Source organism: Priestia aryabhattai (genome assembly GCF_023715685.1).
GTDB classification, from domain to species: domain Bacteria; phylum Bacillota; class Bacilli; order Bacillales; family Bacillaceae_H; genus Priestia; species Priestia aryabhattai_B.
The window spans coordinates 1053837-1072436 of record NZ_JAMBOQ010000002.1; the positions used below are offsets into that span (position 1 = coordinate 1053837).

The following is an 18600-nucleotide window of genomic DNA, read 5'->3' on the forward strand; positions in this document are numbered from 1 at the left end:
TGAATGTGAATTAAGTTGTCGCATTACGCGAACAAGAATGTAATTATAAATGTAAGACAAAAATTTTTCAAGAGTTAAGTTCTCATATCGCGTACTTTATTTTATTGATTGATTAAAATGAAGAAAATGATTTCTTAGACATAGAAAAGAGAGCACCTACATGCTCTCTTTAAAGTTCTTTGTAAGCCACTTTCCTATACGTAACAAAGCCTTCTTTTTCGTAAAAGCTCTCTGCAATCGTATTGTCACTCCAATAATCTAACTCAATTGTATTTATGTCGTTTGCGCGAGCAATGTTATAGATTTCTTTCATCAAATTTGAGCCAAACCCTTTATTTTTATGATGTTCTGCAATATTTATTTGATGAACGTAAATTGACTCGTAAGTCTTTTTAAACACTGTTTCTGCATACTGCTTTATTTCTAGCCAAGCGAATCCTACATGTTGCCCTTCGTCTTCTGCTAGAAGGAAGATAAACCTATCGTTTTCCATCATTTTTTTTAAAAATTCATTTATCTGATGAAAATCATATTTTTGAAAGTGCTGCGGGTATAATTCTACATGCAGTTGATGAACAGACTGATTAAGTTTGGTAACCTTATCAGCATCAAAAGTACGGCTAATCTTCAATTTTCTCTCTCCCATATATCTCGTATTTAGTAATGGTCGTTATGAATTTATTTCATTTAATATAGCCGGTGCGTTTGATGTAAATAACAGATAGTTTTTATTGGTCGTTTTAATAAAGATTCGGTCAGTTGTTCCGTACGGAGGGCCAATTCGAATGGCGTTTGCTTCTTTACCTCCATACGTGTCATCTTCCGTTACTTCAATAATGTCTTCTAACGGAATCGTAAAGTGTGAAAGCTGCCATTTTATAATGAGATTACCGTTTGTTTTTTTGACACTAATAGTTGGTGTAAACATTTTATACATCCTCTTTGGTTTCTATTTTCCCTTAACTTTATCCCTCTACAACATGTTCTTTTATTTTTAAAATCTCTTCTTTCGGACAACCTTGAAAATAACCTCCATGATAACAAATAACATGCTCGATGTCGTAGTGTAAGAATTTTTCAAGTGATTGTACTGCTTGTTCCATATCTAAGGTCGTTTGTTTAACAGGTCCCATCAGTTGTCCATTTGCCAATACTAAAGCATCCCCAGCAACCAGTGTTTTTGATCTCTTTAAATAAAAACTTACATGCCCAGGCGTATGTCCGGGAGTGAAAATAACTTCAATTTCTCCACAGTATGGGAGCACTTGACTTCCTTTTAATACTATATCTACGCCAACTTTTGGAGGATTGTTATATAAATATTTTATTTCATCAGGTATAGCTTCTAGTTCTTCTTTACTCATTCGACTCGCATTTGTTTTGATAAGCGGAAGTTTACTTCGATATACGGCTTATCAAATTCATGAGCATATACTATGATATTTTCACCTGATTTTTTTCGTATATCGGTAGCACATCCTATATGATCTAGATCTTGATGTGTTAAAAGAATTGCTTGTAGCTGTTCCATAGACATATTTAATTCATTTAACGCCTCTTTAAGCTGATAGATTTGTCCAGGCATTCCTGTATCAATTAAAATAGCTTCATCGTTATTCCACACTAATGTCGGATTTAATGTTATATCTTGATCAAACGCTCTGGCAGTCAACTGTAGCATTTCAACACCTTCAGAAATTCTCATCCCACACCCCTTTTCTTATTAAAATACAAAGGTTTTCAACCTTCATAATTGCTTAGCATGCAGCGCTATTATTGAATTTTATCAATAAACAAAATAAAAACTAGACTGGAAAAAAATCACTTTTTATGTTATGATATTTATAGAATAAAACTTGATATGAGAGAATTTTTGAGATTTCTATAAATAAAAAAGGTGAACCTTGTTGTCTAAGATTCACCTTTTTAGCTTACATTCATCATTAGCCACTATAGCTTTTTTATTTCTTATCCTCTTTTTGAATACACTCATGCAAAGGTACAACCTTCGTTTTCTTTGCTATTTTATATCCCCACCAAGTAGCTAAAAAGAGAGGAAGTCCGATGTATGAGACCGTTAAGCCGTACCAATCAATTTTGTCAGAGAGTACTGCTTGATAGTTCTGTCCTAGAATAACGATGAGACACATTCCAAATGCAAGAACAGGTCCTAGAGGGAACCATTTTGCTTTATACGCCAGCTCATCTATCTCTCTTCCTGAAGCGACATATGCCTTTCGGAAACGATAGTGGCTGACGGCAATACCAATCCACGCAATAAATCCGCTCATGCCTGAAGCGTTTAAAAGCCACATATACATTTGATCACCAAAAATTGATGTTAAAAAGGCAAGACCGCCAATAATAGTGGTTAAAACAAGCGCGTTTACTGGAATCCCTCGACGATTAATTTTTCGAAGTGCTTTAGGTGCTTGCCCTTCATTTGCCATTGACCATAACATTCGCGTAGAAGCGTATAAGCCAGATGTTCCGGCTGATAAAACTGATGTAAGAATAACAGCATTCATCACCGAAGCAGCTGCAGCAATTCCTGCTTTTTCAAAAACAAGCGTAAATGGACTAACAGCAATGTTATCCACGTCTCCTCCTAAAAGAGATGGACTTGTGTAAGGAATGATAAGCCCGATCACAGCGATCGCTGCAATATAAAATAGAAGAATACGCCAAAAGACTTGCCGAATGGCTTTTGGTATATTTTTTTGAGGGTTTTCACTTTCCCCCGCAGCAATACCGACTAGCTCTGTACCTTGAAAAGAAAACCCCGCGATAAAGAAAATGCTTAGTACGGACAGAAATCCGCCGTTGACCGGCGCTTCTTCTAATGTAAAGTTTTCAAAGCCAATATATTCACCGCCGAAGATGCCAAAGATCGTCAGAAGGCCCACACCGATAAACACAATGATGGTTACTACTTTCACGAGAGCAAACCAATATTCAGATTCTCCATAACTTTTTACAGATAGGAAATTAAGTAAAAAAATTAAGCCTAAAAACAAAGCGCTCCAGATAATACTTGGTACATCAGGGAACCAAAATTTCATGATAATAGCAGAAGCAGCTATTTCTACAGCAAGTGTAACAGCCCAATTAAACCAGTAGTTCCAGCCGAGCGCAAACCCAAGCGCTGGATCTACATAATGACTGGCGTACGTTGAAAAAGAACCTGATACCGGCATAAACGTGGCCATTTCTCCAAGGCTAGTCATGAGAAAATAAACCATAATTCCAATGGCCCCGTAAGCAATCAGTGCTCCTCCAGGTCCAGCCGTTTGGATGGAAGATCCCGTGGCTAGAAATAAACCCGTTCCTATTGAACCTCCAATGGCAATCATGGTCATATGACGCGCTTTTAAATGGCGTTTTACATGCTTATCGTCCTGTTTTTTTTCTTCTTCATTACGATTTATATCGATCGCTTCCATACTTACCCCACCTTTATAAATGAACTATGCGAACATGTTTAACGTAAAGCGTATAAGAATATCCATCTCCTATAAAAAGTAGGAGATGGACCCTTCATTGCTTACTTTGAAAAATCAAAGTAGTTTCGTTTTAATAGACGAGGCAAGCTCATAAGTTGTTCGTACGTTACACTTTTTTCTAAGGCAGAGGTGTTGATTAAAAACAGTTGATCTTCAATGTGCCCAACCGTTTCATCTGTTTGATACGTAATTCCGCATTCTGAACATGTAATGGAAGGCGTCTCTTTAATTTCTATGGCTTTTGTACCGTCAGGAAGCTCCCAATAAACCGTTGCATCCGTCTCCTTCGCTTCATATGATTCGCACCATTGGCACTTCAATATTATTCCTCCTTTGCTCCCGCCGTTTCGTATTTCTTCATTTGCGTTTCAAATTTTTTCTCTTTTAATTGATCGCGCTTTTCACGCTTGTCTTTCAAAGAGCTGTGCTCTGGATTTTGGTGATACGTTTTCCGGCGGTCAAGACGGTTTAGACCTTCTGGGGTTAAGTTGAACTTTGTATCATCAATAATCGAAAGAACACCGTTGCTTTCAAATTTTTCAAACACTTCAGGATATACTTTTTTATAAAATTCTTCTGCGCTGCCACCTTGATAATTTTGCGGCTCCGGATAAGATGTAATAACACCTTCAAAGTTTCGGAGCACCACTTTATTGGAGCTTTGAGAAATAATGTAGTTTGGCTGCAACGGAATTTTACCGCCTCCCCCAGGAGCATCTACGATAAACGTAGGAACTGCATAGCCGGACGTATGCCCGCGAAGTCCTTCCATAATTTCTAGACCTTTACTGATTGGTGCACGGAAATGGCCGATTCCTTCTGATAAATCACATTGATAAATATAGTAAGGACGCACGCGAATTTTTACTAAATCATGCATAAGCTGCTTCATGATTGGCACGCTGTCGTTAATTCCGGCTAAAATAACGGCTTGGTTCCCAACTGGAACTCCTGCATTTGCAAGCATTTCACAGGCACGCTTTGATTCTTCTGTGATTTCAATTGATGTGTTAAAGTGCGTATTTAGCCAAACCGGATGATATTTCTTTAAGATGTTGCACAAATTTTCTGTAATGCGCTGAGGGAATACTACCGGCGCTCTTGTACCAATACGAATAATTTCTACGTGCGGAATATCACGCAAATTCTTCAAAATGTATTCTAAAATATTGTCATTGATTAATAGGCCGTCTCCTCCGGAAATTAATACATCACGAATTTGAGGATTGGCTGCAATATAATTAATAGCTGTATCCAGCTGTTTTTTTGGAACGCCCATTCCGATTTGTCCTGAAAAACGTCTTCTTGTACAGTAGCGGCAGTACATAGAACATTGATTTGTAACTAAAAACAGCACGCGGTCGGGATAACGGTGCGTTAAACCAGGAACCGGTGAATCTTCATCTTCGTGAAGCGGATCTTCTAAATCATACCTTGTTTTATGCAGTTCTTCTGAAATAGGAACGGACTGCATTCTGATTGGACATTTCGGATCATTCTCATCCATTAACCATGCGTAATAAGGAGTGATGTTTAACGGAATCGTTTTGGTTGCGATTTTTACACCTTCTTCTTCTTGAGATGTTAGATTTATGACTTTCTTTAAATCTTCTAATGTTTTAATCGTGTTTGTCAGCTGCCATACCCAGTCATTCCACTGCTCGTCCGTTACATCTTTCCAAAGCTCGATTTCTTTCCAGTGTCTGCTTGCTTTATATAATGTATTTTTCATTTTATATTCCCTCCAAAGTTCATTTTTTGAATAGATTTTCCACTAAGAGATTGACCGCACCATATAATAACGATCTTCTCCTTCGCCAAACTCTCCTGCTCGTGTTTCTTTAATCATAAAGCCCATTTTTTTATACAGCTTCACAGCGCCTTCATTTTTTACATTCACAGTCAAACAAACGCTTTCAAAATTATCTTTTTTTAGAATCGAAAATATTTCTTCTAAAAAAAGTTGTCCAATTCCGCTTCCTTGTTTGTCAGAGCGGACGTAGAAACCAAAGATATAAGCCTTTTTGACATCTTTGTAATCTCGAAGCAGCTCGCAAATGGCAATTGGCCTTGCGTCATTTTCCCGGAAATATTGAATGAGCTTGCCGTAGCGGGCTAAAGGTACAAGCGTCTGTTCATCAACGGCTCCCATGCCCGGAAATGCATCTTTTTCAAGTTCAATCATCACCTTTTGCTGCTCGGGACTTAACGACTCTGGGACTTCGATATAGTACTGCTCTTTTAATGCATCCATTTCTCTTTCCTCCTTTTTTCACTTTCATATTTTGCATCTTGCAGCGGCCATATTGGGCTTGGAAGGTGCCGATAATTAAAGGTCGTTAAGCGATTTGATGCTACGCCAGGGGCATCAACATAGATGATAGAGCCTACAAGTGGTTCAAAGGCAGCTCTGAAATGATTTTTAGCTTTTAAACCAATGATTTTTTTCGTCGCTGGCTCAATGCCAATGTGGCGAAAAAGTTCAGGATCATTGGCTGATACCGGCCTTCCAATCAGCAAAATGTCCATTTCTCCTACTTGAATATGAGCTGCACCTTTTACATTTACTTTTAAATGCTGATTAAACGGTCCTGAATTGTAAAACTCACCTTCTGATAAAGCAATGACCTTGGCTTCAACTTTAATGGGCTTTCCGAACTCAGGAGAGACTTTCCCTCCTAAGGAAAGAGAGACGTAATTTCCTATTCCCGCTTGCACGCATTTTTTGATAGAGTCAGGGTCGTAAAGACCTCCAAACAGCGTCCCCGGCATATTTAGCTTCAGCATGTATTCCAAAAGCTCTGTTGTATCGCCGCTTCCGCAGCTTAAAGGATTGTCCGCTATATCAGCGAGCACTGTCGGCTTTGTGTTTGATAGTTTTAACGCTGTTTGCACACCTTCTTCAACGGTAGGCAAATCCATGATAAATTCTTCTTTTATACTCCAAAACTGAGAAGCTAGTGCATTTGCTACTTTTTCTGCTTTTTCAGGATTCAAAGCAGCTACGAGCACGCTTGCTCCGGCGATTGGAATATCAGAATACGGAAAGCCTCCAAAAACGGAAACATTGTATACGTCTGCTTCTTGCTCGGCTTGTTTAGCAAGGTCAATCATTTTTTTCATAGGCCCTTTTGCAGTTCGCATATTAATTGACGGCAAAAGCATAGGCAATTTCTTTAAAGATGCATAATAGAGAGCGCTTTCTTTTATTTGTGTTAAAAGTGCTTGCGCTGCATTTACCCCTTGTTCATACATATCAACATGAGGATATGTTTTAAAACCGAAATGAAGCGGCGTGTACTTAAGCATATCTTCACTGATATTTGCATGCATATCGAGCGTAGTAGCAATGGGAACGTCACTTCCTATACAGCCTCTTATCTGATGTAGCAAATGGGCTTCAGGATCAAAAAGATGTTCTACTACCATTGCACCGTGCAAAGCAATTAACAAACCGTCCAGCGGGCCGACATGAGTAAGTACATGCAGTATCTGCTGTTCAATTGTGCAATAAGCTTCAGAAGATACAATCCCGGACGGAATCGCTGCTGCACAAACAAGGGGAACGATTTCTACTTGCTCATCTTGCTTTAATACATCTAAAAATCCTCCTACTTCTGTTTTGGTTCCTGAGTATGCTTTATATATTTCCGTTCCAACAAAATATCCTTCTTGTACAAACTGTTCTATCTCTGTTTTTAATGGACTAAAGCTGTGAGATTCATGATAAAAAAAGGCAATGCCAATGCGATGTGAAGACATGTGCTCCTCCTTTTCGCTAAGGTGCGAGATTAATAGTTGGTGTAGACAGACTTCCATTCTGTCATAACATCAAATGCATGATGAGAAACTTCCCTGTGGCCGTTGCCAGACATTTTCATCCCTCCGAATGCTACCCCCATTTCAGCATTAGATGTTCCGTTATTGATATAGACTAACCCGCTAACAGCCTCTTTAGCTGCTCGGCTGGCGTAATGCAAGCTGCTTGTATAAATAGAAGTGGAAAGCCCGTACATCGTCCCATTATTGACGCTCATTGCTTCTTCATAGCCCTCTACTTCAATAAAAGCAAGCACAGGACCAAATATCTCTTCTTGAGCAATTGTATGGTTAGAACGGACGTTATCGATGATAGTAGGCGTGTAATAACAAGTACCTAACTCTGATAAAGCATGACCTCCGAGCGCAATATTCCCGCCTTCTTCTACCGCTTTTTGTACGTAATTTTCTACCAAACGGCCCTGCTGTTCATTTACAAGCGGGCCTATCACAACCCCTTGTTCAAGACCATTTCCAATCTTCATTTCTTTTGTAAGAGCTACTACTTTTTTCAAAAGCTCTTCTTTGACTGATCGTTCCACAATAACTCTGCTAGCTGCCGTACAGCGCTGCCCCGTTGTCGTAAATGCTGATTTGACAATTCCTTCTGCTGCTTTATCCAAATCGGCATCTTTTAATACGATAACCGCGTTTTTCCCTCCTAGCTCTAATGAAATGCGTTTTAAGGTTTTGCTGCTCATTTCTGCTAATTGTTGCCCAACTTCCGTAGAACCTGTAAATGAGATGATTTTCACTTCAGGGTGCGTAGCAAGCTTTTGTCCAACGATTCTACCCGATCCTGTAAGCAAGTTAACTGTTCCTTTTGGAAGTCCCGCAGCGTGTAATACTTCCATAAAAATCTTCGCTGAAAGCGCCACTTCTGAAGCCGGCTTCCAGACAACGGTATTGCCAGCGATTAAAGCGGCAAACATTTTATAAGAAGCGAGAGAAACAGGAAAGTTCCAAGGTGTAATGCATGCCACAACTCCAAGCGGTTCGCGCACCATTTTTATATCTCGGTCAGGAAAGCCAGCGGGCACTATTTCGCCAAACAAGCGCCTTCCTTCTCCTGCCATATACTGAGCTGTTGCAATGACAACTCCAACTTCCCCTATGGATTCTGCCAGCGGCTTTCCCATCTCTTTTGTCATCACTTGAGCTAGCTCTTCTTTTCTGTTTTCAAAAAGCTCAGCTGCTTTTGTTAAAAATGCTGCACGTTCAGGAATAGATGTATTTTTCCAGTGGCTGTAGGCTGCACTAGCCGCTTTTACCGCATCATCTACTTGACCAGCCGTAGCGGCTGCGCACGTTCCGACGAGCTCTTGTGTTGCAGGATTTATGCTTTCAAAATAGGTTTGCTTTTCTTCACTTACCCACTCTCCATTAATATATAAATTTCCTTGTAACAGTTCGGTTTTAATCTGACTCATATTGTTATCCTTCCTTTCATTTAAAAAGCTAGTTAATCGAAACTGCTTCTGTAATGACTTCCTCTAGTAAAGACAGCCCTTGATTCAGCACGTCTTCATCAATATTTAGCGGCAACATTAAACGAATGGTTTGTCCTTTGACTCCGCAGTTCATAATAAGCAGTCTTTTTTCCAGCGCTTTTGATTTAATAACAGGGACATACGCAGCTGCGGTTTCAACATGAAATTCAATAGCAATCATCATACCGATTCCTCTGACTTCTTTGATGGCAGGTAAATGTCCGATGGAATGCTGAAGGCGTTTAACAATATCGGCACCTACTTTTTCACTGCGCTCTACAAGCTTTTCTTCTTCAATGATTGAAATATTAGCTAAAGCAGCTGCACACGATACGGGATTTCCGCCAAAAGTAGAACCATGTCCAGCGGTTGGCCATTTCTCATGCAGTTCCCGGCTTGCTACAATCGCTCCTAGTGGCATACCACCGGAAAGAGCTTTTGCTAAAACTAAAATATCTGGCGTAACTCCAGCGTGTTCTCCCGCAAACATTTTTCCAGTACGCCCAAATCCCGTTTGCACTTCATCAAAAACAAGCAGAATGCCGTAATCATTCGCTATGTCTCTCAGTGCGCGTAAAAAGCTAGAAGGAGCAGGATAATAGCCTCCTTCGCCCATGACTGGCTCAATTACAATCGCTGCTACGCGTGAAGGATCTACTCGCAGTTCAAACAGCTTTTGCAGCTGATTTAAGCAGTATGCTTCCGCTTCTTCCTCGTCAATATTGGGAAGCTGACTTGGATACGGATAAGGTGCGTGATATACTTCTCCTAAAATAGGCTCGTAGTAGCTGCGGTATTTAGAGCTTGAAGCCGTAATAGCTGTAGCTCCTAGTGTACGGCCATGAAAAGAACCTTCAAAAGCAATAATCGCTGGTCTGCCAGTGGCCGCTTTTGCTAACTTAAGCGCTCCATCAATGGCTTCTGCGCCTGAGTTTGAAAAAAACACCGTATCTAAGTTTCCTGGCGTAATTTGCGCAAGTTTTTCTGCCAAATTCACAGCTGTTTCGTAGTAGCCGTAATTTAAGCCTAGGTGAAGCAGTTGATCTGCCTGTTTTTTAATCGCCTCTACCATCTTTTCATGCGTATGGCCCACTGCATTAACGGCTACTCCTGATACAAAATCAATATATTCCGTTCCATCAGCTGTCCAGAATTTAGCACCATGAGCTTTTTCAATAACAAGCTCTGTTACTCTTGTCATCACGGGTGATAAATGTTTTTTTCCTTTGATTTGAAGCTCTTCTGTTTTATTTTGTACTTTCATATGACTCATCCTTTCTCATGTGCTGATGAAAAATAGAAAATGCATTATCTAGCAATCTCACTATTTCCTCAACTTCTGATTTCGTTATATTTAAAGGAGGACTGATAATCATATGCTCTCCTTTATGTCCATCTACAGATCCGGATCCTGGATAAAACACGCCTCCAAGCTCCATACAAATTTCATTGAGCTTTTCGCTAGCTCCTTCACTTGGGTTGAAAAATACCTGTTGATTGGCATCTTTCATTAGTTCTAATCCGATTAAAAGCCCGCGCCCGCGAATATCGGAAATATAAGGATGCTTGCGCTGAAGGGCTACTAAACATTCCATTAAATACGCACCTTGAGTTTCTACGTTTTGAAGAATATTCATTTCTTCATACATATCCAAAGCAGCATGCCCTGCCGCTATTGAAACAGGATGTCCACTGTACGTATAGCCATGAAGAAATTTTCCACTGCTATTTTCTATCAGCCCTTGAATCAGACGGTCATGGACAATCATTCCTCCTAAAGGAGCGTAACCTGCTGAAACTCCTTTACCAAACGTTAGGATATCCGGTTCAATTCCGAATTGTTCCACTGCAAAATCAGTGCCCGTTCTCCCAAAGCCTGTCATGACTTCATCAATAATCAAAAGAATGTCATAGCGGCTACAAAGCTCACGTACTTTTTTAAAGTAATCAAGCGGAGGTACAACAGCTCCTTGTTGACTTCCTACAATCGGTTCCGCAATAAAAGCTGAAATATTTTCCGGACCAAGCTCTAAAATGGTGCGTTCAATATCGGTGATGCAGCTCCAGTTTTGCTGTGCCACGCAGTCCTCTTGATCGCGGTTATACGGACAGCGATGACAATACGGAGAATAGACGTGAGCAAAATGTAAAAGATTAGGTGTATAAGGGTATCGTCTTTTTACATCTCCTCCGGCTGATAGTGCACCTATCGTATTTCCATGATAGGACTGCCACCTTCCAATCACAATTTGCTTTTGTGTCTTTCCGGCATCTCTGTGATATTGTCTTGCCAACTTTAATGCACTTTCATTTGCTTCTGCTCCTCCTGATGTAAAATAGACTTTGTTTAAATGAAAAGGAGCCATTTGACCAATTTTGCCTGCAAGTTTGTGCAAAACATCCGTTTCAAAACGTAATGTATGAACAAACGCCGCTTTTCTTGCCTGCTCAGCCATCGCCTCGGCTATTTGGGCAATGCCGTGTCCTAAATTTGCCGCCACAGCCCCAGAGCAGCCGTCTAAATACCTTTTTCCTTGTTCATCTATTAAGTAGCTTCCTTCACCGTGTATAATTATCGGATACTTTTTTGTTAAATCTCTATGAAACACATAGTCTCTTTTTATTTCGTCCATCTTTCCACCACCATTGCCATTCCTAAGCCTCCTGCAACGCAAATAGTTGCGAGACCATATCGTCTTTTTTGCTTTTGGAGTTCATGACACAGAGTTGTTATGATTCTTGCTCCGGAGCAGCCTAAAGGGTGTCCAAGCGCAATCGCTCCTCCGTTTACATTCACTTTTTCTGATGTGATATCCCATTCTCTTAAGCAAGCAATACTTTGAGCAGCAAATGCTTCGTTTAATTCAATTAAGTCTATATCACTCAAGTTTAAATCGACTTTATTTAAAGCAATTTGTGAAGCCGAAACAGGGCCAATTCCCATTTCCTTTGGAGAGACGCCCGTTGCGGCAAACGACACAATCTTTGCCATAGGTGTTAATCCGAGGTGCTCAGCTTTTTCTTCCGACATCAACAGCAGCATTGAAGCGCCATCGTTTCTGCCGGATGAGTTGCCGGCTGTCACTGTTCCATTCCTTTGAAAAACTGGCTTAAGCGTACCAAGCTTTTCTTTACTAGTAAGCCGAGGAAATTCATCAGTTGCAAAATGCCTGATTCCTTTCTTTCCTTCTTTTACAGGCACAGGGATAATTTCCTCTTCAAACAAATCAAGTTCTATAGCCCGCCTAGCTTTTTCCTGACTATAAAAAGCAAATTCATCTTGTTCCGTACGGCTAATGCTATACTTTTCAGCGATCCACTCGGCCGTCTGTCCCATTGTAAACGTTCCATATAAACTTTCAGGCTGTGATTTTGGCTGACTTTCTGTATTAGAGTCATAGAGTGTTAAATCACCAACGTGAAAACCAAAACGAGTGCCTACCGTATAGTGCGGTGCTTGAGACATGCTTTCCACTCCTCCGGCTAATACTACTTCGGCTTGACCTGATAAAATAGACATGGCTCCATTCATCACAGCCTGCATGCCCGATCCGCACTGGCGGTGCACGGTATAAGCTGGAATACGTTCAGAGAATTGGGCTTTCAGCCCAGCTACTCTTGCTATATTAGGAGCATGAGCGCTTTGCTTCGTTTGTCCGACGATAATTTCATCAACAATTTCTGACGTGTATCCAGCTGAAGACAAATTGTTTTTCATCACAAGAGAGACTAGTTCTTCCGGAAGCGTATCTGCAAGCGAACCGCCAAACTTTCCAATAGGCGTTCGAAATGCATTTACAATCACTGCCATTATGCCGTCACCTCATTGTCTTTACTAAACAATTTAGAAACATGAAAAGAAGCCTGTGTTTTTTGCTGTATTTCTTCCAAAGAAACACCCGGAGCTGTTTCAAGAAGTTCAAGACCAAGGTCCGTTACCGAAAAGACAGCTAATTCCGTAATAATCATATCGACTCGCCGCTCTGAAGTAAGCGGATAGGTTAACTTTTTGACTAGCTTTGACTCTCCTTGACTATTCGTATGAAGAGTCGTAACAATAACTTTTTTTGAGCCTTCTAATAAATCCATTGCTCCACCTACACCAAGAACACTTTTTCCGGGAACAGCCCAGTTCGCAATTCGGCCTGCTTCATCTACTTGAAGTACTCCAAGAATGGATACATTTACATGGCCCCCGCGTATCATAGCAAAGGAATCAGCGCTGTTAAAAAATGAGGAGCCTTTCAAAACCGTGACGGGCAGCTTCCCAGCATTCACAAGTTCTGGATCTACATAAGCTTCTTTAGGAGTAGGCCCAACACCGAGAATCCCGTTTTCTGAATGTAAAAACACATGAACATCGGGTGAAATGTAATTAGCAACAAGAGTAGGAATCCCTATCCCTAAGTTCACTACATCTCCGTGACAAAGCTCTTTTGCAGCACGCGCAGCAATATATTGTTTGACGTTCATCTTATTTTTCTCCTTTCATTACAATATAGGTAACGTATAAATGAGGAGTTACAATTTCTTCAGGAGAAATCTGTCCAACTTCAACCACTTCTTCTACTTCTGCAATCACTATATCAGCGGCCGTTGCCATCATTGGATTAAAGTTTCTTGCTGATTTGCTGTAAATAAGATTTCCGAGTCGATCTGCTTTTTTAGCTTTTATAAGAGCTACATCTGCGTGCAGTGATTCTTGCAAAACATATTTCTTTCCTTTTAACACTCGTTCTTCTTTTCCTTCAGCCAGCTGGGTTCCTACGCTCACAGGCGTGTAAAATCCTCCGATGCCTGCGCCTCCTGCTCTAATAGCCTCAGACATTGTTCCTTGCGGGATGAGCTCCACTTGAAGTTCTTGTTTTTGATAAGCATGTACAACTTCTGGGTTGGAAGTAAAATAAGATCCTATAGCTTTTTTGACTTGTTTTTTTTGAACTAATACACCTAATCCTTTTCCAGGTTCGCCGAGGTTATTACTAATAATCTCTAAATTTTTAAGGTTTGATTTGGCAATCGCTTCAATGAGACTAAGCGGGCTTCCAACAAGACCAAATCCACCTACCATAATGCGTGCGCCATCTGTTATTTTTCCTACTGCTTCTTCGCGCGTGATGATTTTGTTCATTTTGTTTCCTCCTTTTCTTTTTATATTTCACAGCGCTTTACACGAAAAAAACCAAGCAGGACACAATGACTCCAAAAAGAAACAGGAATGTCCCCGACTCTTTGTAAAGTGTGTGTGTCTGCTTGGTTTTAATAAGACCATGAAAAGAGGTTGTCTTCTCACTTTATTCTAACCAAACGCTATGTAATTTTTTGATTCACATTATCCCAGTAACGTTGGATTGCAGCCTGAAGCGCTACGATAATCGCCTGTTGAGATGGAGCAAAATAATAATTTTGAATACGTTCAATAAGAGGTTCAATTCCATCTGCAAGGCAGTAACCAATAAGCAGCTTCCGGAAAAAATTTTGCGTCAGCTCCGTAATAAACGTAAACTCAGCATTTACAATTTTATGCTCTGTCAGATCCACTTCTAGTACAATTCCCGCATGCTTATACATTTCATACATGGAAGTTCCCTGTGGAGCTTTTGCATATCCTGTCACAATGACTGTATTCAGTATTTGCATGCCCCTTAATCTCCTTTTAAAAACTATTTGGTTAATTCGCACTTTCACATGAATAATTCTGAAAGATCAAATGAGATTCTCTCATATGCTTTTAGTTATGTAAGTGCTTTCATTTTTAAAAAGATATGTTCTTACACAACTAACATTTCGCCTTTTCTAGACAAAATCCTTCTTTTCTTTTTAAAAAGTTTTCTATTTTTTATTTATTCCGATTTATTGGAATTTATTCGAGTCTCCATTAAACTTTTCGTCTGCTATACGGATGGATTCTGTTGGACAGCCCTCAAACGCATCCATTAAATCATCTTCTAGCTCTTTAGGCACTTCAACCGTTCCTTGATTATCATCAAGTATAACAAACGCAATTCCTTCATCATCGTAATCATAAATATCAGGTGCCGCAGCTCCGCATGCGCCGCACGCAATACACGTTTCTTTATCGACTATCGTATATTTTCCCATCATCATTCTCCTGACTAAGTTTAAAAGTTATTACTCATTACCAGCCGCGTTCTTGCATACGATTTTCCGGTAATAACGATGAAATTTCAATCCCTTTCATTGCGCTTCCTAATCCTTTTGACAAGCTTGCAATAAGTTCATAGTCTTGATAATGTGTTGTTGCTTCAACAATTGCACGAGCAAATTTTTCAGGGTTGTCTGATTTAAAGATCCCTGAACCAACAAACACACCGTCTGCTCCTAGCTGCATCATTAACGCTGCGTCTGCAGGCGTTGCTACACCGCCTGCTGCAAAGTTTACAACCGGTAAACGACCTTCACGTTTAATTTGCAGCAATAACTCATAAGGCGCACCTAATAGTTTGGCTTCTGTCATTAACTCATCTTCGTCCATACCTACAACTTTACGTACTTGAGCGTTTACTTGGCGCATATGACGCACTGCTTCCACGATGTTTCCTGTCCCAGGTTCGCCTTTTGTACGAAGCATTGAAGCACCTTCGCCAATTCGTCTTGCTGCTTCCCCTAAATCACGGCATCCGCATACAAATGGAACCGTAAATGTACTTTTGTTAAGGTGGTATTCCTCATCAGCTGGAGTGAGCACTTCACTTTCATCAATGTAGTCTACACCCATTGCTTCTAGCACGCGTGCTTCAACGATATGGCCGATACGAGCTTTTGCCATAACTGGAATGGATACAGCGTTCATTACTTCTTCAACAATTGTTGGATCTGCCATACGAGACACGCCGCCTGCTGCACGGATATCAGCTGGAACACGCTCTAATGCCATAACGGCAACAGCACCTGCTGCTTCTGCAATTTTTGCCTGTTCTGCATTGATAACGTCCATGATAACGCCGCCTTTTTGCATTTCCGCCATTCCCCGCTTGACGCGGTCAGTTCCATTTCTTACCATATTCAATTCCTCCTTTATATGTTCAAATACTTATTATGCAACTTCCATGCCAGTGTTAAAATATAGAAGAAATTAGTAAAAAGCATTGATTTTTATGCCAAATTATTAAGCGGTTTCTAAAAATTTGGCATATAAAAGCCAATTTTTTAAAACAAAACAGCTCCCATCCCTATTAGAGACGGAAGCTGTTTTGTTAAGGAACTAACACTAATTTCCCGGTCGTTTTTCTTCCTTGAAGCAGACGATGTACATCTGCCGCTTCATCAAGTGAAAATGTGCCGCCCAGCATCAATTTTAACCGACCAGAATTTACGTAGTTTAATAGCTCATGCAGGCTTTCCTGATAAAGCGTTGGTTTTGTCATCATTTGAGGTAAGAAAAAACCGAGAACCGATTGATTTTTTTCCATCAGGCGGGCTGGGTTTAATTTTACAGGTTTTCCGCTAGCCATTCCGTAAAAAATGAGGCGCCCAAATGGTGCAAGACATTGAAGGGATTCATAGAATATATGCCCCCCTACCATTTCTAAAATAATATCGGCTCCTTTTCCTTCCGTTACTTCTAAAATTTGTTTCTCCCAACCCGTTTCTGTATAGTTAATCACTTCGTCAGCCCCGAGATTTTTTGCAAGCTCAAGCTTTTCTTTGGAGCTCGCTGTAGCAATGACTTTTCCAGCTCCAAAAATTTTGGCAAGCTGGACAGCTAAGGTTCCAACACCGCCTGCTGCCGCATGAACGATGACGGTTTCTCCTTTTTCAAGACGACCCATTGTTTTTAAAATATGATAAGCCGTTAGTCCTTGAAGAGGCAAAGCAACTGCTTGTGTTAAATCCACATCGTCCGGCAAAGGAATGAGGCCTCTTGAATCTGCCAGCGTGTACTCAGCGTAGCCTGTTGCTCGATTAGATCCTAGCAACGTCACAACTTTTGTACCTACTTTTATCCCTTTTACGTCCTCACCTACTTCGACCACTTCTCCCGCAACTTCAGAACCTGGAATAAAAGGGAGCGGTGTTTCTACTACATAGGCTCCTTCACGCCGCGCAGCATCGGCGTAATTAACTCCAATTGCAGCAACTTTAATGAGTACATCTTTCTTTTTTGGTATAGGGCGTGCAATATCGATAACTTGAAGAACATCAGGTCCTCCGTACTGCGTAAATTGAATGGCTTTCATCGTATATCCCCCTCTTATTTCCCTTGAAATATTGGCTTTCTTTTTTCTTTAAACGCGGATATTCCTTCTTGATGATCACTCGTTTCTACCATAAGAACTTGCGTTAGCCTTTCTTGTTCGAGGACTTGTTCTAACGTTAAATGAAAGGAATCATTGACAATTTTTTTCATTTTCCCATACGCTTTAGTCGGTCCTTGCGATAAGCGACTTGCAAAGGACGTGACCTCATCTTTCAGCTGATTTAACGGCACTACACGGTTCAAAAACCCGGCTTTATAAGCTGTATCGGCATCCAGAGGCTCTCCTAAAAACAATAGTTCCTTAGCTCTGTGGGGTCCAACGACCTTTGTAAGAAAGTAAAGGCCTCCTCCGTCTGAAATCAATCCAACTTGAGAAAAGCTTAATACGAACCGACTTTCTTCTGATGCAATGATAAAGTCAGAAGCGAGAGCTAAATTAAAAGCCGCTCCTGCTGCAAACCCCTGAACTGCTGAAATAATCGGCTTCTCTAGATTTTGCATCGCTAAAATACATTCATTTAAACGGCCGATATGTTCATAAACATCAGCTCCTGATGCTTTGCCCATCGTTTTTACATCGCCTCCGGCAGAAAACGAGCGCCCTGCTCCATTTAATATAACGACTTTAATAGACTCATCGCTTTGTGCCTTTTTCATTTCAGCTGTTAACCGTTCAAGCATTTCCTCACTGAATGCATTTAAACGATCCGGACGATTTAACGTTAAAGATAGAATAGATCCCTGCTTTTCTACTAATAAATCACTCATAATTCGGATTCCCTCCTCTTTACTGTGTATTAAACGATAAGCCATCCACCATCTACTAATAAATCACTTCCCGTCATATAAGATGCCTCTTCAGACGCTGCAAAAGCAATGACGTTTGCAATTTCTTCCGGCTTACCAACACGTTTTAAAGCCGTATTTCTTTCGATTGCCTTAGTGAAGCGCTCATTTTCAAGTCCAGGCTGTGTTAAAGGCGTTTCTACGAATCCAGGAGACACAGAGTTTACTCTGACTTCATGAGGTGCTAATTCAAATGCCATTGCTTTTGTAAAATTGATTAAAGCAGCTTTAGCAGCGCTGTAGTGAGGAATTTGCGCACCTGCTTTATGTCCTGAAAGAGAAGCGACGTTGACAATAGAGCGATTTCCTCCTATCTTTTCAGTTAACAAAGGAATCAATTGTTTTGTCACAAGAAATACGCTTGTTAAATTGACGTCCTGCACGTGTTTCCACTGTTCAAGAGTTGTTTCTTTGATTGTTGAATTAACAGATCCTCCTGCATTATTAATTAATAAATGAATTTGTCCATACTTTTCTTTTATGAATTCAGCCAGCTCTTTGACGTCTTCTTCTTTCGTTACATCAGCTGAGAAAATATCTGTGCATTTTCGCTCACAACGTGTGTCAACAGCCGATGCAGCCTGTACTAGTTTTTCTTTCGTTCGCCCGACAAGAATGACGTGAGCGCCTTCTTTTGCCATTCTCTGAGCGGTCGCTTCTCCAATGCCGCTTCCAGCCCCCGTAATAACAGCTATTTGCCCTTCAAAACGCATGATACCCC

General features: G+C 40.5%; 19 protein-coding genes and 1 pseudogene. All 20 read right to left on the reverse strand.

What is annotated here, in order from left to right; all coding sequences use genetic code 11:
• Positions 1–169: 169 nt before the first annotated feature.
• Complete coding sequence (locus tag M3225_RS12365) at positions 170–631, reverse strand: GNAT family N-acetyltransferase (protein WP_251394086.1); 462 nt, start codon at positions 629–631, stop codon at positions 170–172.
• 39 nt (positions 632–670) lie between these two features.
• On the reverse strand, positions 671–928 hold the full coding sequence (locus tag M3225_RS12370; protein WP_251394088.1) for a SunI/YnzG family protein: 258 nt from the start codon (positions 926–928) through the stop codon (positions 671–673).
• Positions 929–965: 37 nt separating this feature from the next.
• Positions 966–1705, reverse strand: a pseudogene (locus M3225_RS12375) (MBL fold metallo-hydrolase).
• Between the two features lie 256 nt (positions 1706–1961).
• Entirely contained in the window at positions 1962–3443 is a 1482-nt protein-coding gene (locus M3225_RS12380) for an amino acid permease (RefSeq protein ID WP_251394090.1), read from the reverse strand.
• Positions 3444–3544: 101 nt separating this feature from the next.
• Positions 3545–3823 carry a YokU family protein gene (locus tag M3225_RS12385; protein ID WP_013057076.1) on the reverse strand — a complete coding sequence of 93 codons (279 nt, stop codon included), beginning with the start codon at positions 3821–3823 and terminating at the stop codon, positions 3545–3547.
• A gap of 2 nt (positions 3824–3825) precedes the next feature.
• On the reverse strand, positions 3826–5235 hold the full coding sequence (gene ablA, locus M3225_RS12390; protein ID WP_251394092.1) for a lysine 2,3-aminomutase: 1410 nt from the start codon (positions 5233–5235) through the stop codon (positions 3826–3828).
• Between the two features lie 42 nt (positions 5236–5277).
• The gene (locus M3225_RS12395; protein WP_251394094.1) at positions 5278–5757 is read right to left on the reverse strand and encodes a GNAT family N-acetyltransferase; all 480 of its coding nucleotides are present in this window, start codon (positions 5755–5757) and stop codon (positions 5278–5280) included.
• Entirely contained in the window at positions 5745–7265 is a 1521-nt protein-coding gene (locus tag M3225_RS12400) for a M81 family metallopeptidase (protein WP_251394096.1), read from the reverse strand. The genes M3225_RS12395 and M3225_RS12400 overlap by 13 nt, the downstream gene beginning before the upstream one ends.
• Positions 7266–7294: 29 nt before the next feature.
• Positions 7295–8752, reverse strand: a complete 1458-nt coding sequence (locus M3225_RS12405) for an aldehyde dehydrogenase family protein (RefSeq protein ID WP_251394098.1) — start codon at positions 8750–8752, stop codon at positions 7295–7297.
• A gap of 28 nt (positions 8753–8780) precedes the next feature.
• Entirely contained in the window at positions 8781–10076 is a 1296-nt protein-coding gene (locus M3225_RS12410) for an aminotransferase class III-fold pyridoxal phosphate-dependent enzyme (RefSeq protein ID WP_251394100.1), read from the reverse strand.
• A complete protein-coding gene (locus M3225_RS12415; protein WP_251394102.1) occupies positions 10060–11445 on the reverse strand; it encodes an aminotransferase family protein in 1386 nt (461 codons plus the stop codon). Before M3225_RS12415 ends, M3225_RS12410 begins: the two co-directional genes overlap by 17 nt.
• Positions 11433–12623, reverse strand: a complete 1191-nt coding sequence (locus tag M3225_RS12420) for a thiolase family protein (protein ID WP_251394104.1) — start codon at positions 12621–12623, stop codon at positions 11433–11435. The genes M3225_RS12415 and M3225_RS12420 overlap by 13 nt, the downstream gene beginning before the upstream one ends.
• On the reverse strand, positions 12623–13285 hold the full coding sequence (locus M3225_RS12425; protein ID WP_251394106.1) for a 3-oxoacid CoA-transferase subunit B: 663 nt from the start codon (positions 13283–13285) through the stop codon (positions 12623–12625). Before M3225_RS12425 ends, M3225_RS12420 begins: the two co-directional genes overlap by 1 nt.
• Before the next feature lies 1 nt (position 13286).
• The gene (locus M3225_RS12430) at positions 13287–13943 is read right to left on the reverse strand and encodes a CoA transferase subunit A (RefSeq protein ID WP_251394108.1); all 657 of its coding nucleotides are present in this window, start codon (positions 13941–13943) and stop codon (positions 13287–13289) included.
• Between the two features lie 179 nt (positions 13944–14122).
• Positions 14123–14452 carry a DUF3870 domain-containing protein gene (locus M3225_RS12435; protein WP_013057066.1) on the reverse strand — a complete coding sequence of 110 codons (330 nt, stop codon included), beginning with the start codon at positions 14450–14452 and terminating at the stop codon, positions 14123–14125.
• Between the two features lie 213 nt (positions 14453–14665).
• Complete coding sequence (locus tag M3225_RS12440) at positions 14666–14914, reverse strand: ferredoxin (protein WP_251394110.1); 249 nt, start codon at positions 14912–14914, stop codon at positions 14666–14668.
• A gap of 37 nt (positions 14915–14951) precedes the next feature.
• Positions 14952–15836 carry a pyridoxal 5'-phosphate synthase lyase subunit PdxS gene (gene pdxS, locus M3225_RS12445; RefSeq protein ID WP_014460089.1) on the reverse strand — a complete coding sequence of 295 codons (885 nt, stop codon included), beginning with the start codon at positions 15834–15836 and terminating at the stop codon, positions 14952–14954.
• Between the two features lie 193 nt (positions 15837–16029).
• Entirely contained in the window at positions 16030–17013 is a 984-nt protein-coding gene (locus M3225_RS12450; protein ID WP_251394112.1) for a quinone oxidoreductase family protein, read from the reverse strand.
• A 14-nt stretch (positions 17014–17027) separates the two neighbouring features.
• Positions 17028–17801, reverse strand: a complete 774-nt coding sequence (locus tag M3225_RS12455; protein ID WP_251394114.1) for an enoyl-CoA hydratase/isomerase family protein — start codon at positions 17799–17801, stop codon at positions 17028–17030.
• 29 nt (positions 17802–17830) lie between these two features.
• A complete protein-coding gene (locus M3225_RS12460; RefSeq protein ID WP_251394116.1) occupies positions 17831–18592 on the reverse strand; it encodes an SDR family NAD(P)-dependent oxidoreductase in 762 nt (253 codons plus the stop codon).
• Positions 18593–18600 lie beyond the last annotated feature (8 nt).